The sequence below is a fragment of the Microbacterium sp. NPDC055665 genome (assembly GCF_053618035.1).
On sequence record NZ_JBSHGY010000008.1, the window covers coordinates 37,019 to 61,806 of the forward strand.

General features: G+C 69.1%; 23 protein-coding genes. 10 read left to right on the plus strand and 13 right to left on the minus strand.

What is annotated here, in order from left to right:
- The first annotated feature begins 39 nt into the window (after positions 1 to 39).
- Together ACWGO6_RS15565 and ACWGO6_RS15570 are read left to right on the plus strand one after the other, a co-directional pair.
- Positions 40 to 429, plus strand: a complete 390-nt coding sequence (locus ACWGO6_RS15565; protein WP_136042658.1) for an ArsR/SmtB family transcription factor — start codon at positions 40 to 42, stop codon at positions 427 to 429.
- 1 nt (position 430) lies between these two features.
- Positions 431 to 1,408 carry an SRPBCC family protein gene (locus ACWGO6_RS15570; protein ID WP_452327183.1) on the plus strand — a complete coding sequence of 326 codons (978 nt, stop codon included), beginning with the start codon at positions 431 to 433 and terminating at the stop codon, positions 1,406 to 1,408.
- A 95-nt stretch (positions 1,409 to 1,503) separates the two neighbouring features.
- On the opposite strand, the gene ACWGO6_RS15575 is transcribed toward ACWGO6_RS15570, so the two are convergent.
- The 6 genes from ACWGO6_RS15575 to ACWGO6_RS15600 all read right to left on the minus strand — a co-directional run bounded on the left by ACWGO6_RS15575 (position 1,504) and on the right by ACWGO6_RS15600 (position 9,485).
- Entirely contained in the window at positions 1,504 to 2,892 is a 1,389-nt protein-coding gene (locus ACWGO6_RS15575; RefSeq protein WP_452327184.1) for an NtaA/DmoA family FMN-dependent monooxygenase, read from the minus strand.
- Positions 2,889 to 4,187: an acyl-CoA dehydrogenase family protein gene (locus ACWGO6_RS15580; RefSeq protein ID WP_452327185.1), complete on the minus strand. Its 1,299-nt coding sequence runs from the start codon at positions 4,185 to 4,187 to the stop codon at positions 2,889 to 2,891. The genes ACWGO6_RS15575 and ACWGO6_RS15580 overlap by 4 nt, the downstream gene beginning before the upstream one ends.
- Positions 4,184 to 5,845 carry a dipeptide ABC transporter ATP-binding protein gene (locus tag ACWGO6_RS15585; protein ID WP_452327186.1) on the minus strand — a complete coding sequence of 554 codons (1,662 nt, stop codon included), beginning with the start codon at positions 5,843 to 5,845 and terminating at the stop codon, positions 4,184 to 4,186. The genes ACWGO6_RS15580 and ACWGO6_RS15585 overlap by 4 nt, the downstream gene beginning before the upstream one ends.
- Complete coding sequence (locus ACWGO6_RS15590; protein ID WP_452327187.1) at positions 5,842 to 6,741, minus strand: ABC transporter permease; 900 nt, start codon at positions 6,739 to 6,741, stop codon at positions 5,842 to 5,844. The genes ACWGO6_RS15585 and ACWGO6_RS15590 overlap by 4 nt, the downstream gene beginning before the upstream one ends.
- Complete coding sequence (locus tag ACWGO6_RS15595) at positions 6,738 to 7,706, minus strand: ABC transporter permease (RefSeq protein WP_452327188.1); 969 nt, start codon at positions 7,704 to 7,706, stop codon at positions 6,738 to 6,740. Before ACWGO6_RS15595 ends, ACWGO6_RS15590 begins: the two co-directional genes overlap by 4 nt.
- A gap of 117 nt (positions 7,707 to 7,823) precedes the next feature.
- On the minus strand, positions 7,824 to 9,485 hold the full coding sequence (locus ACWGO6_RS15600) for an ABC transporter substrate-binding protein (protein WP_452327189.1): 1,662 nt from the start codon (positions 9,483 to 9,485) through the stop codon (positions 7,824 to 7,826).
- A 196-nt stretch (positions 9,486 to 9,681) separates the two neighbouring features.
- Between ACWGO6_RS15600 and ACWGO6_RS15605 the strand changes: the two genes are divergently transcribed.
- Complete coding sequence (locus ACWGO6_RS15605; RefSeq protein WP_452327190.1) at positions 9,682 to 11,034, plus strand: FAD-dependent oxidoreductase; 1,353 nt, start codon at positions 9,682 to 9,684, stop codon at positions 11,032 to 11,034.
- 66 nt (positions 11,035 to 11,100) lie between these two features.
- On the opposite strand, the gene ACWGO6_RS15610 is transcribed toward ACWGO6_RS15605, so the two are convergent.
- Together ACWGO6_RS15610 and ACWGO6_RS15615 are read right to left on the minus strand one after the other, a co-directional pair.
- Entirely contained in the window at positions 11,101 to 11,838 is a 738-nt protein-coding gene (locus tag ACWGO6_RS15610; RefSeq protein ID WP_452327191.1) for a Pr6Pr family membrane protein, read from the minus strand.
- A gap of 82 nt (positions 11,839 to 11,920) precedes the next feature.
- On the minus strand, positions 11,921 to 12,484 hold the full coding sequence (locus tag ACWGO6_RS15615; RefSeq protein ID WP_452327192.1) for a TetR/AcrR family transcriptional regulator: 564 nt from the start codon (positions 12,482 to 12,484) through the stop codon (positions 11,921 to 11,923).
- 37 nt (positions 12,485 to 12,521) lie between these two features.
- Here ACWGO6_RS15615 and ACWGO6_RS15620 point away from each other — a divergent pair, with 37 nt between their 5' ends.
- The gene (locus ACWGO6_RS15620; protein ID WP_452327193.1) at positions 12,522 to 13,706 is read left to right on the plus strand and encodes an FAD-dependent monooxygenase; all 1,185 of its coding nucleotides are present in this window, start codon (positions 12,522 to 12,524) and stop codon (positions 13,704 to 13,706) included.
- Between the two features lie 39 nt (positions 13,707 to 13,745).
- Here the strand turns inward: ACWGO6_RS15620 and ACWGO6_RS15625 are convergent, their stop codons facing one another.
- The 4 genes from ACWGO6_RS15625 to ACWGO6_RS15640 form a co-directional block, all read right to left on the minus strand.
- A complete protein-coding gene (locus ACWGO6_RS15625) occupies positions 13,746 to 14,600 on the minus strand; it encodes a ribonuclease H family protein (RefSeq protein WP_452327194.1) in 855 nt (284 codons plus the stop codon).
- A 106-nt stretch (positions 14,601 to 14,706) separates the two neighbouring features.
- The gene (locus tag ACWGO6_RS15630) at positions 14,707 to 14,943 is read right to left on the minus strand and encodes a hypothetical protein (protein ID WP_452327195.1); all 237 of its coding nucleotides are present in this window, start codon (positions 14,941 to 14,943) and stop codon (positions 14,707 to 14,709) included.
- Positions 14,944 to 15,020: 77 nt separating this feature from the next.
- Entirely contained in the window at positions 15,021 to 15,329 is a 309-nt protein-coding gene (locus tag ACWGO6_RS15635) for a protealysin inhibitor emfourin (RefSeq protein ID WP_376102431.1), read from the minus strand.
- A complete protein-coding gene (locus ACWGO6_RS15640; RefSeq protein ID WP_136042670.1) occupies positions 15,304 to 16,374 on the minus strand; it encodes a M4 family metallopeptidase in 1,071 nt (356 codons plus the stop codon). The genes ACWGO6_RS15635 and ACWGO6_RS15640 overlap by 26 nt, the downstream gene beginning before the upstream one ends.
- Positions 16,375 to 16,609: 235 nt before the next feature.
- On the opposite strand from ACWGO6_RS15640, the gene ACWGO6_RS15645 reads away from it, so the two are divergent.
- A complete protein-coding gene (locus ACWGO6_RS15645; protein ID WP_452327196.1) occupies positions 16,610 to 17,848 on the plus strand; it encodes a hypothetical protein in 1,239 nt (412 codons plus the stop codon).
- Between the two features lie 65 nt (positions 17,849 to 17,913).
- Positions 17,914 to 19,122, plus strand: coding sequence for a hypothetical protein (locus ACWGO6_RS15650; RefSeq protein WP_452327197.1), 1,209 nt, complete (start codon positions 17,914 to 17,916; stop codon positions 19,120 to 19,122).
- Positions 19,123 to 19,246: 124 nt separating this feature from the next.
- Here ACWGO6_RS15650 and ACWGO6_RS15655 read toward each other — a convergent pair whose 3' ends face one another.
- On the minus strand, positions 19,247 to 19,690 hold the full coding sequence (locus tag ACWGO6_RS15655) for a hypothetical protein (RefSeq protein WP_452327198.1): 444 nt from the start codon (positions 19,688 to 19,690) through the stop codon (positions 19,247 to 19,249).
- Between the two features lie 163 nt (positions 19,691 to 19,853).
- On the opposite strand from ACWGO6_RS15655, the gene ACWGO6_RS15660 reads away from it, so the two are divergent.
- The 4 genes from ACWGO6_RS15660 to ACWGO6_RS15675 are packed head-to-tail and all read left to right on the plus strand — an operon-like array spanning position 19,854 to position 24,719.
- Positions 19,854 to 21,170, plus strand: a complete 1,317-nt coding sequence (locus tag ACWGO6_RS15660) for an ABC transporter substrate-binding protein (protein WP_136042674.1) — start codon at positions 19,854 to 19,856, stop codon at positions 21,168 to 21,170.
- Between the two features lie 2 nt (positions 21,171 to 21,172).
- On the plus strand, positions 21,173 to 22,135 hold the full coding sequence (locus ACWGO6_RS15665) for a carbohydrate ABC transporter permease (protein WP_452327199.1): 963 nt from the start codon (positions 21,173 to 21,175) through the stop codon (positions 22,133 to 22,135).
- Positions 22,132 to 23,076 (plus strand): carbohydrate ABC transporter permease, encoded by a 945-nt coding sequence (locus ACWGO6_RS15670; protein ID WP_136042676.1) that lies wholly within the window; start codon positions 22,132 to 22,134, stop codon positions 23,074 to 23,076. The genes ACWGO6_RS15665 and ACWGO6_RS15670 overlap by 4 nt, the downstream gene beginning before the upstream one ends.
- Positions 23,073 to 24,719, plus strand: coding sequence for an amylo-alpha-1,6-glucosidase (locus tag ACWGO6_RS15675; RefSeq protein WP_452327200.1), 1,647 nt, complete (start codon positions 23,073 to 23,075; stop codon positions 24,717 to 24,719). Before ACWGO6_RS15670 ends, ACWGO6_RS15675 begins: the two co-directional genes overlap by 4 nt.
- Positions 24,720 to 24,788: the final 69 nt, after the last annotated feature.

The following is a 24,788-nucleotide window of genomic DNA, read 5'->3' on the forward strand; positions in this document are numbered from 1 at the left end:
CCTTGACATCCCTTCCGCACGGGCATAACGTACAACCAAATGGTTGCACAAAGAGAACTGAGCGAAGCGGAGGTCGACCGTGTCTTCCACGCACTGGCGACGTCGACCCGGCGCGACATCCTGCGTCGGACGATCGAGCGTGAGCAGTCCGTCTCGAACCTCGCCGCCGATTACGAGATGTCGTTCGCCGCGGTGCAGAAGCACGTCGCCGTGCTCGAGGCCGCGAACCTCATCGTCAAGCGCGCCGAGGGACGCGAGCGGCTCGTCCGCGCGAACCCCGAGATGATCGCCCGCGCCAGGGCGCTCCTCGCCCGATACGAAGAGCTGTGGCGGTCGCGCATCGCCCGACTCGACGACCTGCTGGCCGAGACCCCTCGACCCGGCTCATCCGACAACAGCGACACCAAGAAGAACGAGCAAGGAGACTGAAATGCCTGTCACCGACGTCACCACCGATACCGACAACCTCACGATGACCGTGGTCGCCGACTTCGCGGCCCCCATCGAGCGCGTCTGGAGCGCCTACTCCGACCCGCGCCAGCTCGAGCGATTCTGGGGTCCTCCCGGATGGCCGGCCACCTTCACCGCCTGGGACCACACCGTCGGCGGACGCGCGGTCTACTCGATGAACGGCCCCCGCGGCGAGAAGTCGTCCGGGTCGTGGGAGTTCCTCTCGATCGATGCACCGAACTCCTTCGAGGTCATCGACTCGTTCGTCGACGAGTCCGGCAAGCCTCTGGAGGGCTTCCCCGCGCAGCGGATGTCGTTCTCGTTCGACTCGACACCCGAGGGCACCCGCATGGTCACGACCAGCCACTTCGACTCGGTCGATGCACTCGAACAGGTCGTCGAGATGGGCCAGGTCGAGGGCATCAAGATGGCGATGGCGCAGCTGGATGCCGTGCTGCAGGATCTCCGCGAGTACGCCCAGGGCAAGGGCACCCGGGTCGAGCTGCTCGACGACACCCACGTGCGCATCACTCGCCTGGTCGAAGGGCCGCGCGAGCTCGTCTGGCGCGCGCACTTCGAACCCGAGCTCATCCGCAAGTGGATGCTCGGCCCCGACGGCTGGGAGATGACGGAGTGCGTGGCCGCCACCGAGGTGGGCCAGTCGTACCGGAACTCCTGGGCGCCGGTCGGCGACACCGAGGGCGAGCCGTTCGGTTTCGAGGGGGAGGCGCTCCTGATCGACGCCCCGCGCCGGGCGGTCACCACCGAGCGGATGCAGGGTCTGCCGACCGAGACGCTCAACGACCTGAACCTGTACGAAGAGGACGGCGCGACCCTCGTCACGGTGCTCATCGAGTACCCCGACAAGGAGACGCGCGACATGATCCTCGCCACCGGCATGGCCGACGGCATGGAGTCGTCGTTCGCCCGCCTGGAGCGGGAGCTGCTCGCCGTCTGACCACGGCATCGCGTTCACAACTCAGGAAAACCGGCCGATCCGCCCCACGGATCGGCCGGTTTTCGAGTTCCGGACGGACAGTCTTCCTGAATCGTTCACCGCACGGGCGACGACACCTCCCACGCGGGGTGGGTCGGGTGCGGACGGGCTCCGGACCGGTCGCGCGACAGGCGCTCCCGCAGCGTCTCCCCGTCGCGATAGCTCGATCGGGCGAGGCCGCGTCGCCGCAGCTCCGGCACAGCGAGTTCGATGAAGTCGCGCGCCGACTCGAAGCTCACATCCTGGCTCAGATTGAAACCGTCGAGGTGTGCGTAGTCGGCGATCTGCTCGAGCCGCGTGGCGACCTGCACCGGGTCGCCGACGATCGACCAGTCGCCGCCGATGCCCTTCCGCGAGCTCGCCGCCTTCGCCACGAGCTCGCCGACCGTCTGCCCAGGACGCCACTCCCGGATCAGCAGCCGATACCCGTGATCTTCCCGCCGGATGATGTCTTCGACGAGCTCGGTCGGCTCGTAGCGACTCAGGTCGGGGGTACGGGCGGGCTGCGTGAGAGCCTCCCGGGGTGTGCGATATCGGTCGTAGTCCGCTGCCTTCTCGCGCGCGGCCTGCTCGGTTTCCGCGACGACGACATGCGCTCCCGCGAGGAAGGAGACCGTGTCGGGGTCGCGGCCGAACTCTGCCGCCTGCGCCCGGATCGCGTCGACGTTCGCACGGATGTCGTCGAGGGTCGATCCGCCCACGAACACGACCTCCGCATGCTTCGCCGCGAAGGACAGGCCCCGCAGCGAGCTGCCCGCCTGGAAGAGCACGGGTACGCGCTGGGAGCTGGGTGAGGTCAGGCTCGGGCCGGCCACCTGGAACCGAGAGCCGACATGATCGATGTAGCGCACGGCGTCCGACTCGGCGTAGACGCGCCTGTCACGGTCGGCGGTGATCGCGTCGTCATCCCACGACTGCAGCAGCAGGCGGTACACGACTTCGAGGAACTCATCGGCGATCTCATACCGGGCGTCGTGCTCGATCTGGTCTGCGAGACCGAAGTTCCTCGCCGCGTTCGTGAGGTACGAGGTGACGATGTTCCAGCCGATGCGCCCCTTCGACAGGTGATCGAGTGTGGCGAGCCGTCGTGCGAACGCGAAAGGAGGCTCATAGGTCGTCGAGAACGTCGCGACCAGCCCGAGGTGATCGGTGGCGTCCGCAAGCGCGCCCAGCACGATGAGGGGATCGAGCGCCGGGATCTGGAACCCCTCTCGCACGGCGGTGCCGAGTCCGTCGTCGAACACGTCGTAGGCGCCGAGCACATCGGCGAGGAACAGCTCGTCGAACGTGCCGTACTCGAGCAGGGAGCCGAGCTCTCGCCAGAACCCGATGTCGGCGACACGGTGACGCTGATCCAGCGGATGTGTCCACAGCCCGTGCGACAGGTGCACGGGGGAGGCCATCTCGAACAGGCTCAGGACGAGAGGCCGATCGCGCTCGCTCACGCGGTGCCCTCGCTCTCCGATACGGCCGCACTTTCCTCCGCGGCACCGACAGGCGCAGCATCCTGCACCGCACCCGTTCCGCTCTCCCGAGCCTCACGCTCGGCGAACGGATCGGGCAGTGCACCGAAGAGCACCCGGTGCCCGACCGCGCGCTGTCGCGCGGCGATCGGGTTGTGCACGCCGATCGTCCGGACGTTGCGCCAGTGCCTGTCGAGCGCTCGGCTCTGCGCGACGGATGACGATCCGCCGACGTCGAAGACATCCGTGGTCACCGACAGCACCAGAGGGATCACGGCGATCTGCGCCGAGTACGCGGCGACGTCGGCCGCCTCGAACGGCTCCCTCTCCGAAACGCCGTCCAACGCCGCACGGTACGCATCGTCGATCTTCTGCGCGGCGTGCAGCACGGCCGCCTCGGCCGCGAATGCGGATCCCGCCGCTCTGCCGAGCACCGCGTGCGACAACGGGTCGTCCTGCACCGCCGCCCCGCTGAGCAGCGGCCTCGTGCGCGAGCGCACGTACTCCGCGGCGTCGTCGACGGCCGCGTGCCCGATACCGGCCACCACGGCGAGGAGGAAGAGCTGGTAGAAGCCGGAGATGTAGCTCCGCTCGCGCGCTCCCGGCGAGTACACCGTGAGGTGTGCGGGATCGACCACGACCTCCGAGAAGGCAGTCGTCCCGGTTCCGGTCAGGCGCTGGCCGAACCCGACCCAGTCGTCGTGGATCGTGACGCCGGGCGCATTCAGCGGAACCGCGATGGTGGCGTGATGGTCCTGGTATCGCGCGGTGACGTTCGCCCAGTCCGAGAAGATCGTGCCCGTGCTGTAGTACTTCTCACCGTTGAGCACGAGGGTGCCGTCATCCTTCTCGGTGATCACGGTGTTGCTCTCGGTCGGCGCCCCGCTCCCCGGTTCGCTCTGTGCATTGCCGACCACCACGCCGGCGACGGCCTGCTCCCCCCAATGCCGGCGGTACTCCGGGTCGTCGTGCGTGAGCCGCACTTCGAGGAAGGCGAAGTGTCCGCGCCAGATATGGGCGACGTTGGAGTCGGCTCTGGCGAGTTCGATGAGCAGACGGAAGAGATCCACCGCGGACGCCCCGTCGCCGCCGAACTCCTCGGGCACGCGCACGGCGCCGAATCCGGCATCCCGCAGCAGCCGGATCTGTTCGAAGGGGAGCGTGCGGTTGATCTCCCTGTCCGTCGCGCCGGAGGCGATCTCGGCGAACAGCGGACGGAACCGTTCGGCGAGGCGCTGATAGGTGCTGATCGGTGCGGTCTGCGTGGGGGCGGTCATATGGTGCTTCCAATCGTGGGGGAGATGGGCTGGGGAGAGCCGTGGATTCGCGGGATCGCCGCGAGCAGCTCCTTGGTGTAGTCGGCCTGTGGCCGGTCGAAGACGTTCGACACCGAGTCGTGCTCGACGACCCTGCCGTTCTTCAACACGAGCACTTCATCGCTGATCGCGTTCACGACACCGAGATCATGCGAGATGAGCAAGAGGGCGACGTGCGTCTCCTGTTGGATGCGGACGAGGAGATCGAGGATCTGCGCCTGGATCGACACATCGAGCGCCGACACCGGCTCGTCGCCGACGATGATGGTCGGTTCCAGGGCGAGAGCTCGGGCGATCGCGACGCGCTGGCGCTGCCCACCGGACAGTTGCAGCGGTCGCCGATCGAGCAGCTGTGCGCTCAGCTCGACATGGTCGAGGAGCTCGCGGACGCGACGTCGACGGCTGGTACGATCGTGGCGGCCGAGCGCCCCGACGGCCTCAGTCAGGATCCGATCGATCGAATGCCGCGGATCGAACGAGCTCAGCGGGTCCTGGTACACGGCCTGGATGCGCTGACGGAGAGCGGCTCGCTCGCGCCCCTCGACATCCGCCCAGCGGGTGCCGACGACTCGGACCTCTCCGGCATCCGCTCTCTCCTGGCCCAACAGGATGCGGCCCGCGGTGGTCTTGCCCGATCCGGACTCTCCGACGAGCCCCAGCGTGCGACCCGGGTGCAGGGTGAAGGACACATCGTCGAGCGCGCGCAGCTCGGACCCGCCCGGAAGGCGGAACGTGCGGCCGATGTGGTCCACTTGCGCCACGGCGACGGTGTCCGCGGGGCTGTGCCCGTCTTCTGGTGCGGCACGATCCACGACGGTCGCCGCCCGGCGTGGGCGGTGCGAGGGGATCGAGGCGATGAGCCGGCGGGTGTAAGGATGTGCAGCCCCGGCGAACACCTCGGCGGTCGCGCCGGTCTCGACGATCCTCCCGTCCTTCATCACGATCACTCGGTCGGCGATCTGCGAGACGACGGCGAGATCGTGGGTGATCAGCAGAAGCGTGCGCCCCTGTTCCTTGAACTGCTCGAGAAGCCGGAGGATCTGCGCCTGCACGGTCACGTCCAGCGCGGTCGTCGCTTCGTCGAGGATGAGGAACGGCGGCCGAGCAGCGATGGCACTGGCGATCAGGGCTCGCTGGCGGAGGCCACCGGAGAGTTCGTGGGGGCGCTGGTGACGTCTCAGCTCCGGCTCGGGCACCCCCACATCTCGGAGCAGCGCGAGCACTTCTTCGCGCCGATGCTCGGCATCCCACGAGAAGTGTTCGCGCAGCGGCTCTTCGACCTCCCGGCCGATCGTCCGGAGGGGGTCGAGCGAGACGAGCGCGTCCTGGAGGACGAACCCGATCTCACCGCCGCGGATGCCGCGCCACGCGCGCTTCGAGGCCGTCCGGAGATCGTGGTCGCCGAAGCGCAGCGCATCCGCACTCACGTCGCTGTCCGGGCCGGTGAGCCCGACGAGCGTGCGTGCCGTGACGCTCTTGCCGGAGCCGGATTCGCCGACGATCGCGAGGGTCTCGCCGGCGTCGATCGAGAACGAGATCCCGTGGACGACGTCGAGACGATCCGCATGGCGACCGAATGCGATGCGCAGGCCGGCGACGTCGAGGAGGGGGCGGCTCATCGCTTCCCCTCCAGACGTCGCTGCAGTGTTCGGCCGATCGTGGTCGTGGAGACGACCAGAGCGGTGATCGTGAGTCCGGGGAAGATGCCGTACCACCACGCGCGCTCGAGGAAGTTGCGTGAGATCGACAGCATCGATCCCCACTCCGGGGTGGGGGGTGCGACGCCGAGACCGAGGAAGGTGAGCGCCGCACCGGCGAGGGTCGCCGTGCCGACGCCGATCGTCGCGAGCACGAGCACCGGGCGGATCGCATTGGGCAGCACATGGTGCAGAGCGATCCGCGTGGGGCTGAGACCGATGCCGCGCGCCGCCTCGACGTAGCCCGCGTTGCGGATCGCGAGGGTCTGGCCGCGGACGAGCCGGGCGTAGCTGGGGATTCCCGCGATGCCGATCGCGAGGAGCGTGTTGAGCAGCCCTCCGCCGAAGATCGAGATGATGAGCAGAGCGAGCAGCAGCTCGGGGAATGCGAGCGACACATCGGTCACGCGCATCAGCAGAGCATCCAGGAACCGATTGCCGAGTCCGGCGGCGAGCCCGATCAGGCTTCCGACCCCCAGCGCGATGATCGTCGCGCCGATGCCGAGGAACAGCGCCGGCTGCGCGCCGTAGATGATGCGACTGAGAACATCGCGTCCGGCTTCGTCGGTACCGAGCAGATGAGCGATGCTCGGCGGCGCGAGGACGTTCGAGGTGTCGGTCGACAGCGGATCGAAGGGGGCGAGGGCGGCGGGTGCGATAGCCGCGACCACGACGACCGCGAAGAAGGCGACGGAGATCCAGAAGCCGACCGGGTAGCCGCGGAGGGCGCGCCGCCGTCGGGGGCGCTGTTCGTCCACGGGGGTGGTCGGCGTCTGCTCGAGGACGAGACTGGGGCGGGCGAGTTCTGTCACGCTCATGCGTGTGCCTCCGTTCGGATGCGCGGGTCGATGAGCGGGTACAGCAGGTCGACGATGAAGTTGACGCCGACGTAGGCGGCCGCGGCGAGGAGCACGAGTCCGAGCACCAGCGGGACATCGCTGGCGTTCGCGGCCGTCACCAGGACGCGGCCGATTCCCTGCCGGCTGAAGAGGGTCTCCGCGATCACCGCACCCCCGATCAGGCCGCCGATGAGGAAGCCCGAGAGCGTGCTGAGGGGGATCAGCGCGTGACGCAGTGCGTGACGGAGCCGCACGGTCACCTCGCTCACTCCCCGTGTGCGCGCGGTGATGATGAACGGCTCGTCGAGCGCGTCCTCGAGTGCCCCACGGAAGACCTGGATGAGAGCGGGAGCGGTGCTGAGACCGATCATCAACGCCGGGAGCACGAGGGTCTCGGGGCCGTCGCTGCCGACGGAGGGCAGCAGGTGCAGGGAGTACGAGAAGATCGTCAGCAGCACGATGCCGATCCAGAATCCCGGTGCCGACAGGAAGAAGATCTCGATGACGGACGAGACGCGGTGCGGGATCGGACGCTTCGCGGTGAGCAGCGCGACGGCGACGGTGAGGGCGATCGTGACGACGGCTGCTGCTCCGGCGAGCTGCAGGGTCGGGCCGAGCTGCTCCCCGATGATGTCGACGACCGGAAGGTCGCGCTGATACGAGGTGCCGAGGTCTCCGGTGAGAAGTCGTCCGAGGTAGGTGCCGTACTGCACCCAGAGCGGCTGATCGAAACCGTATTGCTCGCGGATCGCCGCTTCTTGGTCGGCGGTGAGACTGACCTCCGCGCCACCGACGACGGCGTAGACCCGGTCGCCGGGGAGGACGTAGAGGGCCACGAAGGCCAGGCTGATGGCGCCGAAGAGCACTCCGATGCCGGCGAGGGCGCGCAGCGCCGCATGGCGCAGATACCCCGCCACGTGGTGGGCGGTTCGTGTCGAGGTCATGGGGCTCCGGGGGATGGTCGCCGGCGGAAGTTCGGGGTGGAGGACGCGGGATGCTGCCGATGGATCGTCGTGTGATCCGCCGGCAGCATCCCCTCCGAAAGGGGTGGCGGGTTCCGGTCAGGAACCCGCGCCCTCCTTCCAGGTGTTGTAGAACCAGAGGTTGCCGTAGGCGCGGTCGAATGCCAGACCGTGCACGCTGTCCTGCGAGGAGACGAGCGAGGGGCGGTAGTACAGCGGGATCGAGGGGACGATCTCGGTCAGACGCTCCTGCGCCTGCGCGTACAGATCCGCGATCTCGTCGGCGTCGGTCGATGCCCGTGCCGCGGCGACGAGTTCGTCGAGTTCCGCATCGGCGGTGTTGGTCTGGTTGGTCCCCCGGCGCTCAGGCGTCGTGACCTCGGTCGAGCTGTACTTGATGAACAGCACGTCGGCGGTGTTCGTGGTCCAGATGCCGGCACTGATGTCCTGCTCGCCTGCGGCGACGCGGGCCTGCTGATCCTCGGACGAGAGCAGATCGATCTGCACCTCGACGCCGATGTCCTTGAGCTGGTCCTGCACGATCTCGAGGATCTGGTTGGCCTGCGTCACGTCGCCCGTCGTGGGGAAGTAGAGCGACAGGCGCTCGCCGTCCTTCGTGCGGAACCCCTCGGAGTCGACCTCGGACCAGCCGGCGTCGTCGAGGAGCTCGTTGGCCTGATCGACGTCGTAGGTGAACGTGGCGGTGCTGTTCTCGGCGTAGTTCGGCGTCGACGGGACGAGGAAGCCATCCGCCACCGTCCACTGCCCGAACGAGACCGCGTCGATGATCGCCTTGCGGTCGAGGCCGGCGAAGATCGCCTGCCGCACCGCCTGGTCGTCGAGAGGAGCATTCTTCTCGTTGAGCCACAGCGAATACGGGTGGCCGGGCCGGTCGAACTTGGTGAACTCGAGGCTGTCATTGCTCTGCACCGACTCCACGCTCTGCGGCGGAGTCCAGTCGATGACATCGAAGTCACCGGCCACCAGGCCGTTGTAGCGCACGCTGTCTTCGGCGACGAAGCTGATCTCGATGCCGTCGAGGTAGGCGGCTCCCGTCCTTCCGGCATCCGACTCCGGCGCCCACGCGTAGTCGTCGTTGCGCTCGAGCGTGAGGGACTCGTCCGCCCGCCAGTCGACGACCTCGAACGGCCCCGTGCCGATCGGGTGATCGACGATCGTCTCGGGCGCCTCGGTGAGCTGCTTCCCCGAGATGATGCTCAGGTATGCCTGCGACAGCACGTTGATGAGTGCGGAGTACGGTTCGGAGAGCGTGATCTCCAGGGTCAGGTCGTCGATGGCCTTCGAGCTCTCGTACGGCCCGAGGTACGACGCCTGCAGCGGCGCCGCCGTGGCGGGATCGAAGATGTGCTCGATGTTCTGCTGCACGACCTCGGCGGTGAGCGGCGAGTCGTCCTGGAACGTGATGTCGGGTCGCAGGTGGATCGTGTACACGCGGCCGTCGTCGGAGAGGTCGTACGACTCGGCCAGCAGACCCTCGAAGGTCCCGTCCTCCTTCTGCCAGAACAGTGTGTCGAAGATCGCACGGAAGATGAGCGGGTCGTTCGAGTTCCCCTGCTGGTGCGGGTCGAGGTTGGTCGGCGCCCAGGCGTTGAGAGCCACCTTGAGCGTTCCTCCCGCTTCGGGCTCGTCGCCGCTGGTGGGGCCGGGGGAGCCGCCGGCGCTCGTCGAGCATGCGGCGAGCGTGATGGTGAGCGCGGCCGCTGCGATCGCTCCGAGCAACCGATTCCGGGATGCCGTCATGGCCTCTCCTTGCTGTGTGGGGGTCTTGGTGGTGAAACGTTATGTGAGGTGCGAGAACCGGCCGACGGGGGAGTCGAGGGGTTACCGGTGGTTACGCCCGGTTACCCGCGTCGTCGTTCTGTGTCGCAGCGGCGGAGGGGTCCGGACCGCTCGGCGGGATCGAGAATCCCCCGCGCCGGGATAAAGTGGCGACACGATGAGGATCACGCGCCGCACTCTGCTCCTCGGCGCCGGAGCCGGCGTCGCTTCGGTGCTTCTCGCCTCCTGCACCCCCGAACCCGCGCCCACGCCGACGCCCACGCGCACCCGCGAGCCCGAGCCGCCGCCCGGAGTTCCCGCGCCGGCCGGCAGTGTCCGCAGCACCTGGACCACCGACCCGTTCGCCCTGGGCGCCGCCAGCTTCGCCCCCGTCGGTGTCGTCGCCGGCACCCGCACCGCACTGGGTCTGCCCATCGACGACCGCGTGTTCTTCGCGGGTGAGGCGACCGACGAGGAAGCTCCCGGCACGGTGCGCGGCGCGATCGCCTCGGGTGTGCGCGCCGTGGAGGAGCTCATGATCCCGTCGAGCTCGGGCGAGCGGGTGGCCGTCGTCGGCGCCGGACTCGCGGGCGCGACCGCGGCGGCACTGCTCGCCGAACGCGGGGTGCAGGTGACCGTGTTCGAGGCGCGCGATCGTGTCGGCGGACGCGTCCACTCGCAGGTCGACGACTCGTGGCCGGTGCCGGTGCAGCTCGGGGCCTGGCTCTTCGGCGAGGACGACTCCGAGGTCCTCGATCAGCTGACCAGCGGCGATGTCGGCATCGACGAGCTGACCGGCGAGCTCTGGCGCACGCCGGATGCCGATATCGACCCGGTCGACCCGCAGCCGTTCACCGCGGCGATGACGACCGCGCAGGCCGCACCCGAAGATTCCTCGGTCGCCGACGCCCTGACCGCGGCGGGCGTCGATCCCGCCGACCCCGCGACCGCCGCCCTGCTCGCGATACTCGCCACCCGTACCGGAGCCGATGCCGACGTGCTCTCCAGCTGGCTGGCCCCGCCCCTGCCGACCGGCGATCCGAAGGCGGCGCGCGACGATCTCACCCCGTTCGTGGAGCACGCCCTCGACGGTGTGCAGGTGGGGCTGAGCTCCCCCGTCGCCCGCATCGCGTACGACGACTCCGGCGTCAGCATCCGCCTCGGCACCGGCGAGGCCCTGTCGTTCGACCGGGTCGTGGTGACCGTGCCGCTGGGTGTGCTCCAGAAGCGCAGCATCGAGTTCGAGCCGGCGCTTCCGTTCTCGCAGCGCGGTGCGATCGCCGCTCTCGGCATGGGTGCGATCGAGACGGTCTGGCTGCGGTGGGACGAGCCGTTCTGGCAGAACGAGGAGTCGGTCTGGCATGCCGTGGGAGCCGATGTGCTGATCCCGACCTGGATCAACCTGCAGCCGACCACCGGAGAGAACGTGCTCGTGGGCCTCGTCGGGGGCACCGCTGCCGCGGACTTCGCAGCGCTCGACGAGAAGGCGGCGCTCGAAGCAGCCCTGGCCTCGCTCACGCTCTGGATCTGACCGCCGCTCCCCATCGAGCGGCTTCCGCGGGCACCGTTCCGTCCGGCGCCGTGCCGTCCGACACGACTAGCTTCGCGCGGTCGCCGTCTCCCGCTCGGATTCCTCCGGCACGCGCTCGCCGTCGACCGCCGGTGACCCGTCCGGCGCATCCTCATCGTCATCGGCATCCGTCCGCAGGCGTCTGGGCAGCGGCATCCGGCTGATGAGCACGAGCAGGGTGGAGACGATGGCGAAGCTGCCGAGCGCGATCGCCGACGAGGCGAGGAACTCCAAGGGCCCGCTCACCTGCCGCGGGTCGAGGAAGTAGTAGGGGTACCAGCCGATCATCGGCCCGCGGATCATCGTCGCGATCCCCCACAGCACCGGATAGGCGAGTGTCACCGGGACCACTCGCCACGGCACCGAGCGGTGGCCGGGCGCCAGCGCCCACGCGGCCACGGTCAGCGCCGGCAGCCAGAAGTGCAGCACCTGATCCGACCATGGGACATCGATGCGGATGCCGCGGATCCCGGCCTGCCAGACGAGGATCGCGAAGACCAGCCCGGCCGTGATCGTCCAGGTGAGCACGAGGGCCAGCGCCACCGTGAGCCATCGCGGATCCCGCGCCGTGCGCAGAGCGATCACGCCCGCGATCGTGAGCAGCACGACGAACGCGATGTTGGACTGGTTGGTCAGATAGGCGAAGAAGTTCTGGCTCGCGATCGTGTGCGACGCGAGCCCCCAGCTCAGCCGGTGGATCAGCGCCGCGAGGCAGACGGCGGCAGCGCCGAGGCGGAGCAGGCCGAAGACGGTACGCGCCTTCACCGCTGCGTCACCCGCCGTTTCCTCATCCGCCGAGTCTACGGATCGGACCTCGGCGCATCCGTGTGGACGTCGCGCAGAGCGATCATCGGATCATCGAGAGGAGGAGCGCACCGGCCTCCTCTCGTGAGAGTGTCGCGAACATCGGCAGCACCAGCACATACCTGCCGAAGAGGAAACCGACGATCGCGACCGCCATCCTCCGCGCCTGCTCGCGTCCGAAGTCGGCGACGAGCGGCTCGTAGACGGAGGCCTGGATGTAGTCGCTGATCGATGCCGCAGAACCGTGCCCGGACGCCAGTCGGCGCGCGAACTGCGCCAGGCGCGCGCCGTGCTCGGGATGCTCCCACACCGCGAGGATGCCGTGGGCCAGCCGAGACGGGTCGACGGGTCCGCGGCCGTCGCCGCTTCGAGACAGCGCGACGACATCGTGCGGTGCTGCACGCAGGGCGATCGTCGCTGCGACGAGGCCGTCGCGGGAGCCGAAATGATAATTGACCAGTGTGTGGCTGACGCCGACCTCATCTGCGAGCCGGCGCGAGGATATCGTTCCGAGATCACCGCGATCGAAGTGCTGCTGCGCGGCATCCAGCAGCCGGGCGCGGGCGGTCGAGGCCCCGCGCGGACGTCCGGCGGCTTTATTGACCATGCTCGCATCGTGGCACCCGGCGCAGGACCATGAGCTCATGGACACGCGAATCGACACCGACTGCGTCATCGTGGGAGGCGGCCCCGCCGGCCTCATGCTCGGACTCCTGCTCGCACGCCAGGGGGTCGGGGTCACCGTGATCGAGAAGCACGCCGACTTCCTGCGCGACTTCCGCGGAGACACGATCCACCCGTCGACCCAGGAGTTGCTGGGCGAGCTCGGGCTGCTCGACGAATTCCTGGCCCGACCGCACGCCGACATGTCGAAGGTCACGCTCAGCTGGCACGGCACCGAGCTCACGATGGCCGACTTCTCGCACCTGCCCACGGCGAGAAAGGTCATGACCTTCATGCCGCAATGGGACTTCCTCGATCTTCTCGCCGAGGCCGCGGAGCGACTCCCCGGATTTCGCCTGCTGCGGTCGACCCGCATCGACGGCATCGTGCGCGAGGAGGGGCGGATCGTCGGCGTCACCGGAACCGGGCCGGACGGCGGGGTCGACGTCCGCGCTCGGCTCGTCGTCGATGCCGGAGGTCGCGACTCCGAACTCCGGGCCGCGGCCGGACTCTCGCCCGTCGGGGTGGCGGCCGCGATGGACGTGCTCTGGTTCCGGCTGCCGAAGACCGCCGACGAGCGGTACCCGTTCATCCAGGCGGGTGCGGGCATGGTCATCACGATCGATCGCACCGACTTCTTCCAGATCGCCCATGTGATCCCTGCGGGGACCTGGACCGGCTCCGCCGACGACATGCGGCGGATGCGCGACCGTCTCCGCCGCCTCTCCTCCCGTCTCGGGCAGGCGACCGCGCACCTCGAGCCGGCTGACGTGCACCTCCTGCGTGTGCGCCTGGAGCGGCTGCGTCGCTGGTACCTCGACGGACTGCTCTGCATCGGCGATTCCGCGCACGCCATGTCGCCGGCCGGAGGAGTGGGGATCAACCTGGCGATCCAGGACGCCGTCGCCACCGCCCGCATCCTCGGCCCGGTGCTGAGACAGCGCGCCCCGCGCCCGACCGATCTGCGACGGGTCCAGCGTCGACGTACCTGGCCCTTGATCGTCACGCAGGCTGTGCAGCGACGGTTGCAGGGCCCGGTCCTCTCGTCGAGTGACCCGGGTGCGCCGCTGCCGCTTCCCCTGAGGATGCTGCGCGATCATCCGCGGCTGTCACGGATCACCGGGCGGTTCGTCGGGATCGGCGCGCGTCCCGAGCGTCTCGGCTGACGCGCCGCGACGCCTCTCGCGGATCGATCAGTTCGGCGCTCAGATCAGGCGGCGGAGCGCTTCTTCGAGCGAGACGCCCTGGGCCTCGGCGCGGTCGCGCAGGCGGGCGTGCTCGTCCGACGAGAGCGGGATCCGCAACTCGATCGGGTCATCGTCGGGGGAGTCCAGGCCGTCGAGCAGGTCGGAGGCCTCGGCCCAGAGCGGCTCTGCGAGCGACGCCGCTGCGGCGGGAGAGGGAGCGGAGGATGCTGCCGCTGCCGCCGTCGAGCGGGCGCGGTCGTCGGTCGCGACTGCGCCACCGTCGCGTGCGGGCGCGGAACCTGACTCTGCCGCCGGCGATGTTGCGGCCGACGATGGTGCGACCGAGGTCGGTGCCGGTGCCGAGGCCGCGACGGAGGCCGATCCGGCGACGGCGGCACCGCCATCCGTCCCCATCGTGAAGCCCGGTCCTCGCCGCGGTTCCTGCTTCGCCTGGTAGGCCTTGGCGGCAGCGTTCGCGCGTTCGTCGGCCGCCTCGTTGAGCGGGTGTCCGGCGTGCCCCTTGACCCACGAGAACTCGACGTCACGACCGCGGATCGCCTCGTCGATGCCCTCGAGCAGGTCGCGGTTGAGCACCGGCCCGCCGTCGGACTTGCGCCAGCCCTTGCGCTTCCAGCCCGGCATCCACTTGGTCACGGAGTCGATCACGTAGCGGCTGTCGCACTCGATCAGCAGCTTCTCGTCGGTGCCGGCCGTGGCGAGCAGCAGCTCGAGCACCGCGCGCAGCTCTCCCTGGTTGTTGGTGCCGTGCGGGGAGCCGCCGGCTGCCCAGTTCGCGTCGTCGATGTACCAGGCCCAGCCGTTGGGGCCGGGGTTGCCCAGGGCGGAGCCGTCTGCGGCGGCGGTGATCGTCATCCCTCAACCGTAGCCGCGCGGCGCTTCGTCGATTCGCACACAGGGGCGCAGGGAACCGATGCCTGCCATCCGTCGCCGAGGTGATCCTGCGACGGCGTGCCGGTGGTCAGTCGTCTTCGGGTTCGGGTTCGCGGCTCTCGGTTGTCACGGCCTCGGGGGTCGGTGGCGCGACCGGGAACAGGACCGAGCTCAGGTCGCCGCTGGTCTCGGCGCCCAGACCGATCGACAGCGGATCGACGACGGGCGCCGTGTCGAGAGTGTCCGCCTCCGTGCGCTCGAGCGGCTCAGAGGGCAGCACCCATTGGTTCTCTTGTTCTTCCGGCTTCTGCTGGAACAGTCCCATGGTCTCCATTGTGAACCTGCGCGTCGGCGGCAGGGCCGGATTCACACCGGATTGATCGGATGCCGGAGCGTGCGGGTTCAGCGCCGGGCGGCCGTGCGCACCGCTTCGACGAGCGTGCGCCACGGCCCGTCGAGTGCGGAATCGGGCAGGTCTCGCTCTCGGCGCTCGGAGGGTGTGCGGGCCCGGATGCTCCAGACGTAGCGGTCGGCGCCGGTGCCGGCATCCGTCTCCTCGTCCCACGGGCAGCCGTCGATGAGGTCGATCCACTCCCCGGCGTCGTCGGGCTCGGCTTCCACCCGCCACTGACGACGGATGCCGGCGATGCCGCCCGAGCGCACCACCGCGATCACGACGTGCGTGTCAGTCGGTGGAGGGGACTCGCTCATCCTCATAGACTCCCACGGCGCTCCAGGCGCGTCGAGCCGCTTCGGCCGTGGCATCGTCGAGCGCGGTAGCTGCGGCGACCGTGGCGTCGGCGAATTCCGTGAAGGTCGCGGTGCTTGACAGGCCTCCGGTGAGAGCCCGGTACCAGACCGTGCCGGCGCGCTCCCAGGCGTTGCCGCCGAGGTCGGTCGCGAACACGGCGAAGGCGCGGTTGGGGATGCCGGAGTTGATGTGCACCCCGCCGTTGTCCTCGGTCGTGCGGACGAAGCCGCTCATGTGGTCGGGCTGCGGGTCTTTGCCGAGCTCGTCGTCGTCGTAGGCGGTGCCGGGCGCGATCATCGAGCGCAGCGCCGCACCCTCGACGGCGTCGGTGAAGATCTCGGCGCCGATGAGCCAGGTCGCCTGGTCGGCCGTCTGCCCGAGCGCGTACTGCTCGGTCAGGGCCCCGAACACATCGGCGATGGACTCGTTCAGCGCGCCGGGCTGCCCCTGGTACTCGAGGTTCGCGGTGTGCTGCACGACGCCGTGCGCGAGCTCGTGTCCGATGACGGTGAGCGACCCGGTGAACCCCTGGAACACCTCACCGTCTCCGTCGCCGAACACCATGCGCTCACCGTCCCAGAACGCATTGTCGTAGTCGATGCCGTAGTGCACGGTCGCATCGAGCGGGGCGCCGGCATCGTTGAGGGAGTTGCGCTGGAACGCGGCGAGCAGCATCTCGAACGTGGCGCCGAGCCCGTCGAAGGCCTCGTTCACCGCGGTGTCTTCCACGGGGCCATCGTCTTCCCCGCGCACCACCGCGCCAGGAAGCTGCTGCGTATTGCCGGCATCGCTGATCGTGCGGTTCGGGGCATCCGACAGCTGCGCGACGAGGTCTCCGTTCTCGTCGATCGAGAGGTCGATGCGCGCGCGGAAGGGCGGGCGGCCCGAGGTGAGCGTCTGCCGCGCGGCGGCTGCGGCCTTGGGGAAACGGCCCGACTCGGCCAGGCGCGCGAGCAGGTAGGAGGGAACCACGCCATGACGTTCTCGGGATGCTGTGCTGCTCATGCTGCGACCCTACGCCGGGGTGCCGACGTTCGGACACCTCGTCCGTGGGTATGACGCGGGATGAAGGAGTTCGCACGAAATGAAGGAGTGATCGGTCTCGACGCTCCTTCATGTCGAGAGTTCTCCTTCATTCCGTGTGGCCCGTTCGGGAAGACGGCTTCATTTCGCCACACATGCCCCGCGCCAACCGCCTTGACTTGATAACGAGAATCGTTCTCAATAAAGTGACGGAGACATGAACTCTCACTTCCCTCGCGCCCCCTCCCTCGCCGCATCCACCGCCACCGCACCCCTCGCTGCCGCGGTCGCGCTGCTGCTGGGCGTCACCGCCTGTGCGCCGTCCGCTCCGGCACCGGCGACACCGGCGGCCCCCGACGCGCACGGCATCGACGGGGGAGGCGCGGCCGAGGTCGCCGCCCCGGCTCGCGCCCTCGTGATCGCCGACCGGCACGGCGAGCTCACTCTCCTCGACCTCGACACCGAGGAGCGTTCGACCCTCGCGCCGGGCCACGGCGATGTCACCGGCCTCTTCGGCGACGGCCGCCTCCTCTACCGTGTGCACGACGCGCAGGGTGGCACCGCCGTCGAGGTGATCGACTCCGCCCGCTGGACCGTGCCGCACGGCGATCACACCCACTCCTTCCGCGGCGAGCCCCGCTCCCTCGGAACCCTTGAGGGCGAAGGAGACGTCCGGGTCGTCGCAGGGGAGCAGCGGGCGACGGTCGCCTTCGCGAGCGGGGAGCTGGTCCTGCTCGCCCACGACGCTCTCGCCGATGGACTGGATGCCGCCCCACGCGCGACCGTCGACGCCTCCGGCCCCGTGGCGTTCCTCGCCGACCATCTGCTCGTGCCGACAGCCGGCTCGACGATCGAACTGCTCGACTCCGCGGGCTCCCCGGTCGCCGACGCTGCGACCCCGTGCACCGACCCCTCGGACGCCGACATAACTCGCGTCGGCGCCGTGTTCACCTGCACCGAGGGGGCCGTGCTGTTCACCCGCGAGGTGGGCGGCGCCATTGCTGCCGAGACGATCCCGTACCCCGCGGCGACCGCCCCCGTGACCAGCCTCGCCGGCCGCACCGACCGCCCCGACCTCGCGGGTGTCACGGGCGCTCAGGGCGCCTGGCTGCTCGACGTGCGACAGCGGCAGTGGATGCTGCTCCCCTCGGACGTGCCCCTCGTGCAGGCTGCTGCCCTCGGTGACGACGACAGCCGCACGGTCGCGATCGATGCCGACGGTCGCGTGCGGGTGCTCGCGCCGGACGGAACGGTACTCGCCCGCACGGAGCCGCTGCTGGCAGCATCCGTCACCGACCCCGCGCTGCGCGACCGCGTGCAGTTGCTCGTCGACGCCCAGCATGCCTACGTGACCGACCCGGCGACCGGGGCCGTGCACGAGATCGACCACGGTGACGGCGCCGTCACCCGAACCTTCGCCGACCTCGACCCCCGGTTCGTGCAGCAGGTCGGCTGATCCCTCGACGACTCCGTCGTCGTCGCGCATCCCGCGCACCCACCCAGAAGAAAGAGAGACGATCCATGTCCCGACCCCGCAGCCGCCTCGCGATCGGCGCCCTCGGCGTGATCGCCGCCGTGGCGCTCGCCGGATGCGCGACCTCAGGTCCCGCCGCCGAGAACACCGCAGGTTCCGCGCCGGACGACCATCACGAGGGCGACACCCGCATCGCCGTGACCTATGACGGGGGTGTGCTCGTGCTCGACGGCGAGACCCTCGACACCATCGGGCAGGTCGAGCTCGACGGCTTCCTGCGCGTGAACGGCGCCGGCGACCACGACGGCCACGTCTTCGTCACGGCCGAAGACGGATTCCATGTGCTCGACTCCGGCCTCGCGTCCGGCGCGGTCGAGTTCACCGGCGAGGTGTTCGATGCCGAAGCCGCCGGACACGCGGTCCCGCACGCCGGACGCACGGCCCTGTTCGACGACGGCACCGGCGAGGTGCGGATCTTCGACACGGATGCCGTCGGCACCGGCACGCTTCCCGAGGTCGACACGATCACCTCGGAGGCGGCCCACCACGGCGTCGCTCTCGAGCTCGCCGACGGCAGCATCCTCTCGACGATCGGTACGGCCGAGGCCCGCAGCGGAGTGCGGCACCTCGCGGCCGACGGCACCGAGCTCGCCCGCAACGAGCAGTGCCCGAGCGTGCACGGCGAGGGCGCGCTCAAAGACGAGGTCGTGATGTTCGGCTGCGAAGACGGGGTGCTGCTCTTCGACGCCGGCGCCTTCACCAAGGTCGATGCCCCCGACGAGTTCGGTCGCACCGGCAACGCGTACGTGACCGACACCAGCGCGATCGCCTTCGGCGACTACAAGACCGACCCCGACCAGGAGGGGTACCTGCTGTCGCAGCTCGCGCGCATCGACACCGCGGCGCAGACGATGTCGATCGTCGACCTCCCGGAAGGCGTGGAGTACACCTGGCGCGGGGTCGGGCGCGACGCGCACGACAACGTCGTCGTGCTCGGGGCCGACGGCAGCCTGTCACTGCTCGACGAGTCGGGTGAGCTCGTCGACACCTGGAGTGTCATCGACCCGTGGGAGAGCCCGACCGAGTGGCAGCAGCCGCATCCGGGCCTGCACGTGGTCGGCGATGTCGCCTATGTGACCGAGCCGGCGAAGGACCGCATCCTCGCGGTCGACCTGCACACCGGTGAGGTCTCGGCCGAGGCGACCCTCGATGTCGTGCCGAACGAGTTCGTGGTGGTCGGCGCCGCCGGGCACTGAGCATCCGTTCGGCGTGACGATCCGCCGACGAGATGACGATGAACCGAGGGTTCGGTGCGGGAACCTCGGTGATTCGTCATCCCGTCGGCGAATCGTACGTCCCACCGGCCGGGTGCGGCCGGGCTCAGTCGGACTCGATGCTCTGCACCGTCGTCCGCATGCCGTCGGCCTCGTACTGCACCGGCATCCCGGGGTGATCGATCGAGAACCAGAAGACGCCGTCGTCGGTGTCGTATCGGCGGCACGTGAGCTGTCCGAGCGGCGTCGTCAGCGTCACCGTCGACACGCTCGTCGTCCCCGCGTCGAAGGCCGCATGCCCCTGCAGCTCCACCCAGGTCACCCGGTTCGAGACCACGGCCTTCGGGTCGGCAGCGGCCCACCGGTCGAGGGTCGCGCCCTCGTCGTCGGTGTCGTGGAAGCGGTTGATGTGTTCCCCCAACGGGCCGTCCGGTCCCTCCAGGAGCAGCCGGATCGTCTTCCCCGATCCGGTGGCTTCGCGGATCTCGGCGGCGGTGAACGGCGTCGGCAGGAGTCCGGGGCCGAGCAGGTGCGGGTCGGGTTCGGTCATGGTGCCAGTCTGCGCCCTGCGCGGTGCGCACGTCACGAGAAGGTCTCGATGCCGGGAGGCGGGAGGGCCGATCCTTGACACGATTGCGTTCTGTATACAGAATACCAGTACGCCCGAAGGCGTGATCCCGACCTGATCTTCCAATGATGAAAGAGGTAGCGAGATGGCTCGTGCGAACGTGACGCGGTATCTGGCACTGGGTGCCGCCGGCGCTCTGGCACTCGGACTCGCCGCGTGCAGCGGTGGGGGCGGAGGCGGCGGCGGTGGCGTCGACGCCGACGGCAACGCCACTGTCGTCTGGTCCACCTGGGGCACCGCCGACGAGCTCACCCGGTACGAGGAGTTCAACAAGGACTTCATGGAGCGTCACCCCGACATCAAGGTCAAGCTGCAGCCCGTGGCCGACTACGGCGACTACCACTCCAAGCTGCTCGCGCAGCTCACGAGCAACACCGCTCCCGACGTGTTCTACGTGGGCGACGACAAGATCGGCCAGTTCGTCGACTCGAACCGCCTCATGCCGCTCAGTGACCTGATGGATTCCAAGGACAGCAAGACGAAGAAGGACGACTTCTTCCCCGGGCTCTTCGGCGCCGCCGAGAACGACGGCGAGGTCTACGCCGCTCCGAACGACTCGAACCCCGACGTGTTCTGGTACGACAAGAAGGCGCTCGAGGCGGCCGGAATCACCGAGGACCCGGCGACCCTGGCCGAGAACGGCGAGTGGACCACCGACAAGTTCCTCGAGATGAACAAGAAGCTCCACGAGGCCGGCCTCACCGGCACGATGTATTGGAACTATTGGGCGACGCACTGGAGCTGGCTCTCCTCTCAGGGCCTGGATGCCCCGTACGACGACTCCGGCGCGTTCGTCGCGAACGAGGATGCGGCCACCGTCGAGTCGGTGCAGCAGCTCGGCGACCTGTTCGAAGACGGCACGTTCGTCGTCGCGGACACCCTGCCGGACGGTGCCGGGGCCGACAGCGTCTTCGTCACGCACAAGGCCGGCTTCTTCGTGCAGGGGCGCTACACGATCGGCACGGTCGACGCGACGGGCGAGAAGGACAGCTACGACATCGTGCAGTGGCCGACGCCGGATGGCGAGCCCGCCCCCACCGGTGTGGCGACCAGCTTCCTCGCGATCAACGGCAAGACGAAGGTCGAGGACGCCGCGTTCACGTTCTGGACTGAGTTCCTCTCGGCCGAGGGGCAGACGTTCCGCCTCCAGGGCGGCGGCAACGCGGTCCCGTCGATCAAGGGGGCCGACGAGGTCGTGCTCGAGGGCGACTACCCTGCTCACGCCCAGACGTTCCTCGACATGCGCGACATCGGCTTCGAGGACTACCCGGCCGAGGCGCGTGTCCCCGGTCTGCCGACCGCCATCGCCGACGAGTTCCTGAAGCTCTATCAGGGCAAGACCGACGCACAGGCCACCCTCGACACCATCGCGGACGTGGTCAAGGAACGGTCGGAGAAGTAGGAGTGAGCACTCTCACCGAGAACGGGCGGATGCCGCAGGTCACCCCTGCGGCATCCGCCCCGCCCCTGCGCAAGGAGGCGCTCTGGCGCCGCCGCGACCGACTGTGGGGGTACGTCTTCGTCGGCCCGCAGATGATCGGCATGGGACTGTTCGTCGTGCTGCCCTTCGCCGCCAGCCTCGTTCTGGCCTTCGCGGACTGGGACGGACTGACCGACCTCACCTGGGTGGGCTTCGCCAACTTCGCCGACCAGCTGACCGATCCGCTGCTCGGCCGCGCGATCATCAACACCCTCATCATCGCCGTCGTCACGGTGCCGATCGGCCTCGGGCTCTCGGTGGTCGTCGCGGTCGCACTCGAGAAGCTCAAGACCCGCACGCTCTACCTGATCCTCTTCTTCGCCCCGGTCGTGACCTCCACGGTCGCGGTCGCGATGATCTGGCAGCAGATGTTCCGCGCCGACGGCTTGCTCTCCACCACGATCTCGAAGGTCTTCGGCGTCACCCCTCCCGACTGGCTGCAGGACCCGAAGCTCGCGCTCCTCGCCGTCTGCATCGTCACGATCTGGTCGTCGATGGGCCTCAATGTCGTGATCTTCCTCGCCGGGCTGCAGAACATCTCGCCCGCGGTGATCGAGGCTGCGCGGATCGACGGCGCCGGCCCCTGGCGGCTGTTCACCAGCATCCGCCTGCCGCTGCTCTCGCCGATCGTGTTCTTCTCATCGGTCGTCGCGTTCATCTCCTCTCTGCAGACCTTCGACACGGTCTACGTGCTCGTGCAGGATGCCGGCCCTGACAACGCGACCCGCACGATCGTGTACCACATCTTCGATCTGGGCTTCGGGCGCTTCGAGTTCGGTCCGTCGAGCGCCGCGAGCATCATCCTGCTCGTGCTCACCCTCGCGATCACCGCCGTGCAGTTCGGCGCGCAGAAGAAGTTCGTCCACTACGAGGATGACCCCGCATGAGCATCCAGACGCCTCCCCTGACCGGTCCCGCTCCGGCGACCGACTCCACCATCGCGATCACCGCACCCGGCTATCGTTCGCGCGGCCGGGGTGGTCCCGCGGCCGACCGCGCGCGCCGCAGGGTCGGCTCGACCGTGCTGCACGTGGTGCTTGTCATCGCCGGGATCGGCATGGTGTTCCCGTTCATCTGGATGCTGCTCACCTCGTTCAAGACGTTGCCGCAGCTGCTGAAGAACCCGCTCCAGTTCCTGCCGGACCCCTGGACGTTCGACAACTACACGCAGGCCTGGAACGCGGTGCCGTTCGGGCAGGCCTATCTGAACAGCGCGTACATCGCGATCCTCGTGGTGGTGGGCACGCTGCTCACGGCATCCATGGCCGGCTATGCGTTCGCGCGCATCCGCTTCCGCGGCAGCAAGGTGCTCTTCATCGTCTTCCTCGCGACGCAGATGATCCCGAAGCAGGTGACGCTCATCCCGTTCTACCTGCTGATGTCGAACCTCGGCTGGGTCGACTCGCACCTCGCGCTGATCGTGCCGGGCATCATGGCCAACCCGTTCGCGGTGTTCCTGATGCGGCAGTTCGTGCTGGCCCTGCCGCGCGAGCTCGAAGAGGCGGCGATCGTCGACGGTGCCGGCCGGTGGCGCATCTTCTGGAGCGTCGTGCTCCCGAACCTCAAGCCCGGTCTTGCCGCGCTCAGCATCATCGTGGCGCTCGACGTCTGGAACGCCTTCCTGTTCCCGCTCGTGCTGCTGAACTCGCCCGACCTGTTCACGGTGCCGCTGCTGCTGAACGCCTTCGAAGGTCAGCAGGGATCCATCAACTACGGACTCGTGATGGCGGCCTCGGCGATCGCGACCGTGCCGATGCTGATCGTGTTCGTGATCGGACAGCGCAAGATCCTCAACAGCATGGCCGCGTCGGGCCTCGGAGGACGATGATGACGGATGCTGCCGCCCTCGCCGGGCGCCACCTCGATCTGGTCTCCGCACCGTTCACACTGCCGCGCTCGCGCGTGCTGGTGTTCCGCTCGGACGACGGCGAGGGTGTGCGCGTGCACACCTCGGAGTACGAGCGGCGACTGTCGGAATGCCGGGTGCTGGATGCAGTGATCGTGGTGGATGCGGCGGGAGAGGTGCTGCCTGTGACCGGCGTGCACCCGGCGCGAGTGTCCTTCGGGGAAGTGGCGACGTTGACGTTCGCCGACCCCTCGACGCTCAGCCTCGGCCCTTCGGCGGGCTCAGGAGCGGGAGTGCGCGTGCGACTGCGGCGACCGGACGGGAGGGTCGAAGAGCATCCGCTCGGCGACGGCATCCGGCTGCGCATCGCCGCAGACCGCACGGTCTCGATCGAATCGGGCGACCATTCGGCGGCGCTCGCCGCGTCCGACGAGATCTGGGCGGACTGGTTCGCGAAGTGCCCGACCGTGCGCGACGACTTGCAGGAGATGACCGCGTTCTGCTGGTGGGTGCTCGGGGCGAACATCGTCGAGCTGCCCTCGCTCGGAGACGCGCGGGCCATCGTGCCGTCGAAGATCGGGTACGTCGGCCTGTGGCAGTGGGATGCGTACTTCATCGCGGTGGGGCTACGGCACGGCGACCCCGAGCTCGCGCGCGAACAGCTCGACATCGCGTTCCGGTTCCCGCAGCCCGACGGGCAGCTGCCCGACGTGGTGCACGAGCTCGGGGTGCTCGCGACCAGCGACGACCTGCCCGAGAGCGACCGCGACAACCTGCGCCGTGCGGGGTCGCAGATCGCCGACCCCAGCGCGCCGGTGCCGCTGACGAAGCCGCCGCTCGCCGCGTGGGCGCTGCGCAAGGTGCTCGAGGTCGAGGATGCGCCCGAATACGCGCGCACGCAGCTGGAACGAGTCGTCCGCTCGCAGGACTGGTGGTTCGCGGGGAGCGACCTCGACCGCGACGGGATGCCGGAGTACGGGCATCCGTATTCCTCGGGGCTCGATGACAGCCCGATCTTCGACGGTCCGCTGCCGACGGCCGCGCCCGACCTGGGCGCGTATCTCGTGCGGCAGGACCGGGAGCTCGCGGACCTGCTCGAGAGGTACGAGCCGGATGCTGACGTGGCGCGGTTCCGCGAACGGGCCGCGACCACGCAGGAGCTGCTGCTGCGCATGTGGGATGACGAGCGTGGGCGGTTCCTCGCTTTCGGTGGAGGGGAGCCGCAGCTCAGCGACACGGTCGTGGGGCTGATGCCGTTGCTCACGGGTGCGCTGCCAGGGCCGGTCGCCGAGGCGCTGCGCGCGGCCGTCGACGATCCCTCGCGGTTCGCCCTGCCGTGGGGGCTTCCGACGGTGGCGGCATCCGATCCCGACTTCTCGGACGAGCGGATGTGGCGCGGACCGGTGTGGGTGAACACGAGCATGCTGGTCGCCGAAGGCCTCGAAGCGTCGGGGTACGCCGAGCGGGCACGGGAGCTGCGGGAGCAGACCGTGCGCCTCGTGATCCACGGCGGCGGCCCGCACGAGTACTTCAATCCGCATACGGGGTTCAAGGCGGGGCGCGCGACCACCGCGTTCGGCTGGTCGGCGGCGCTGTTCATCGACCTCGCGGTGACGCTCAGCTGACGGCATCCGCTCCCGTTCGCCGCATCCTCCCGTTCGCGGCGCCCGTTCCCGTTCGCGGCGCCCGTTCCC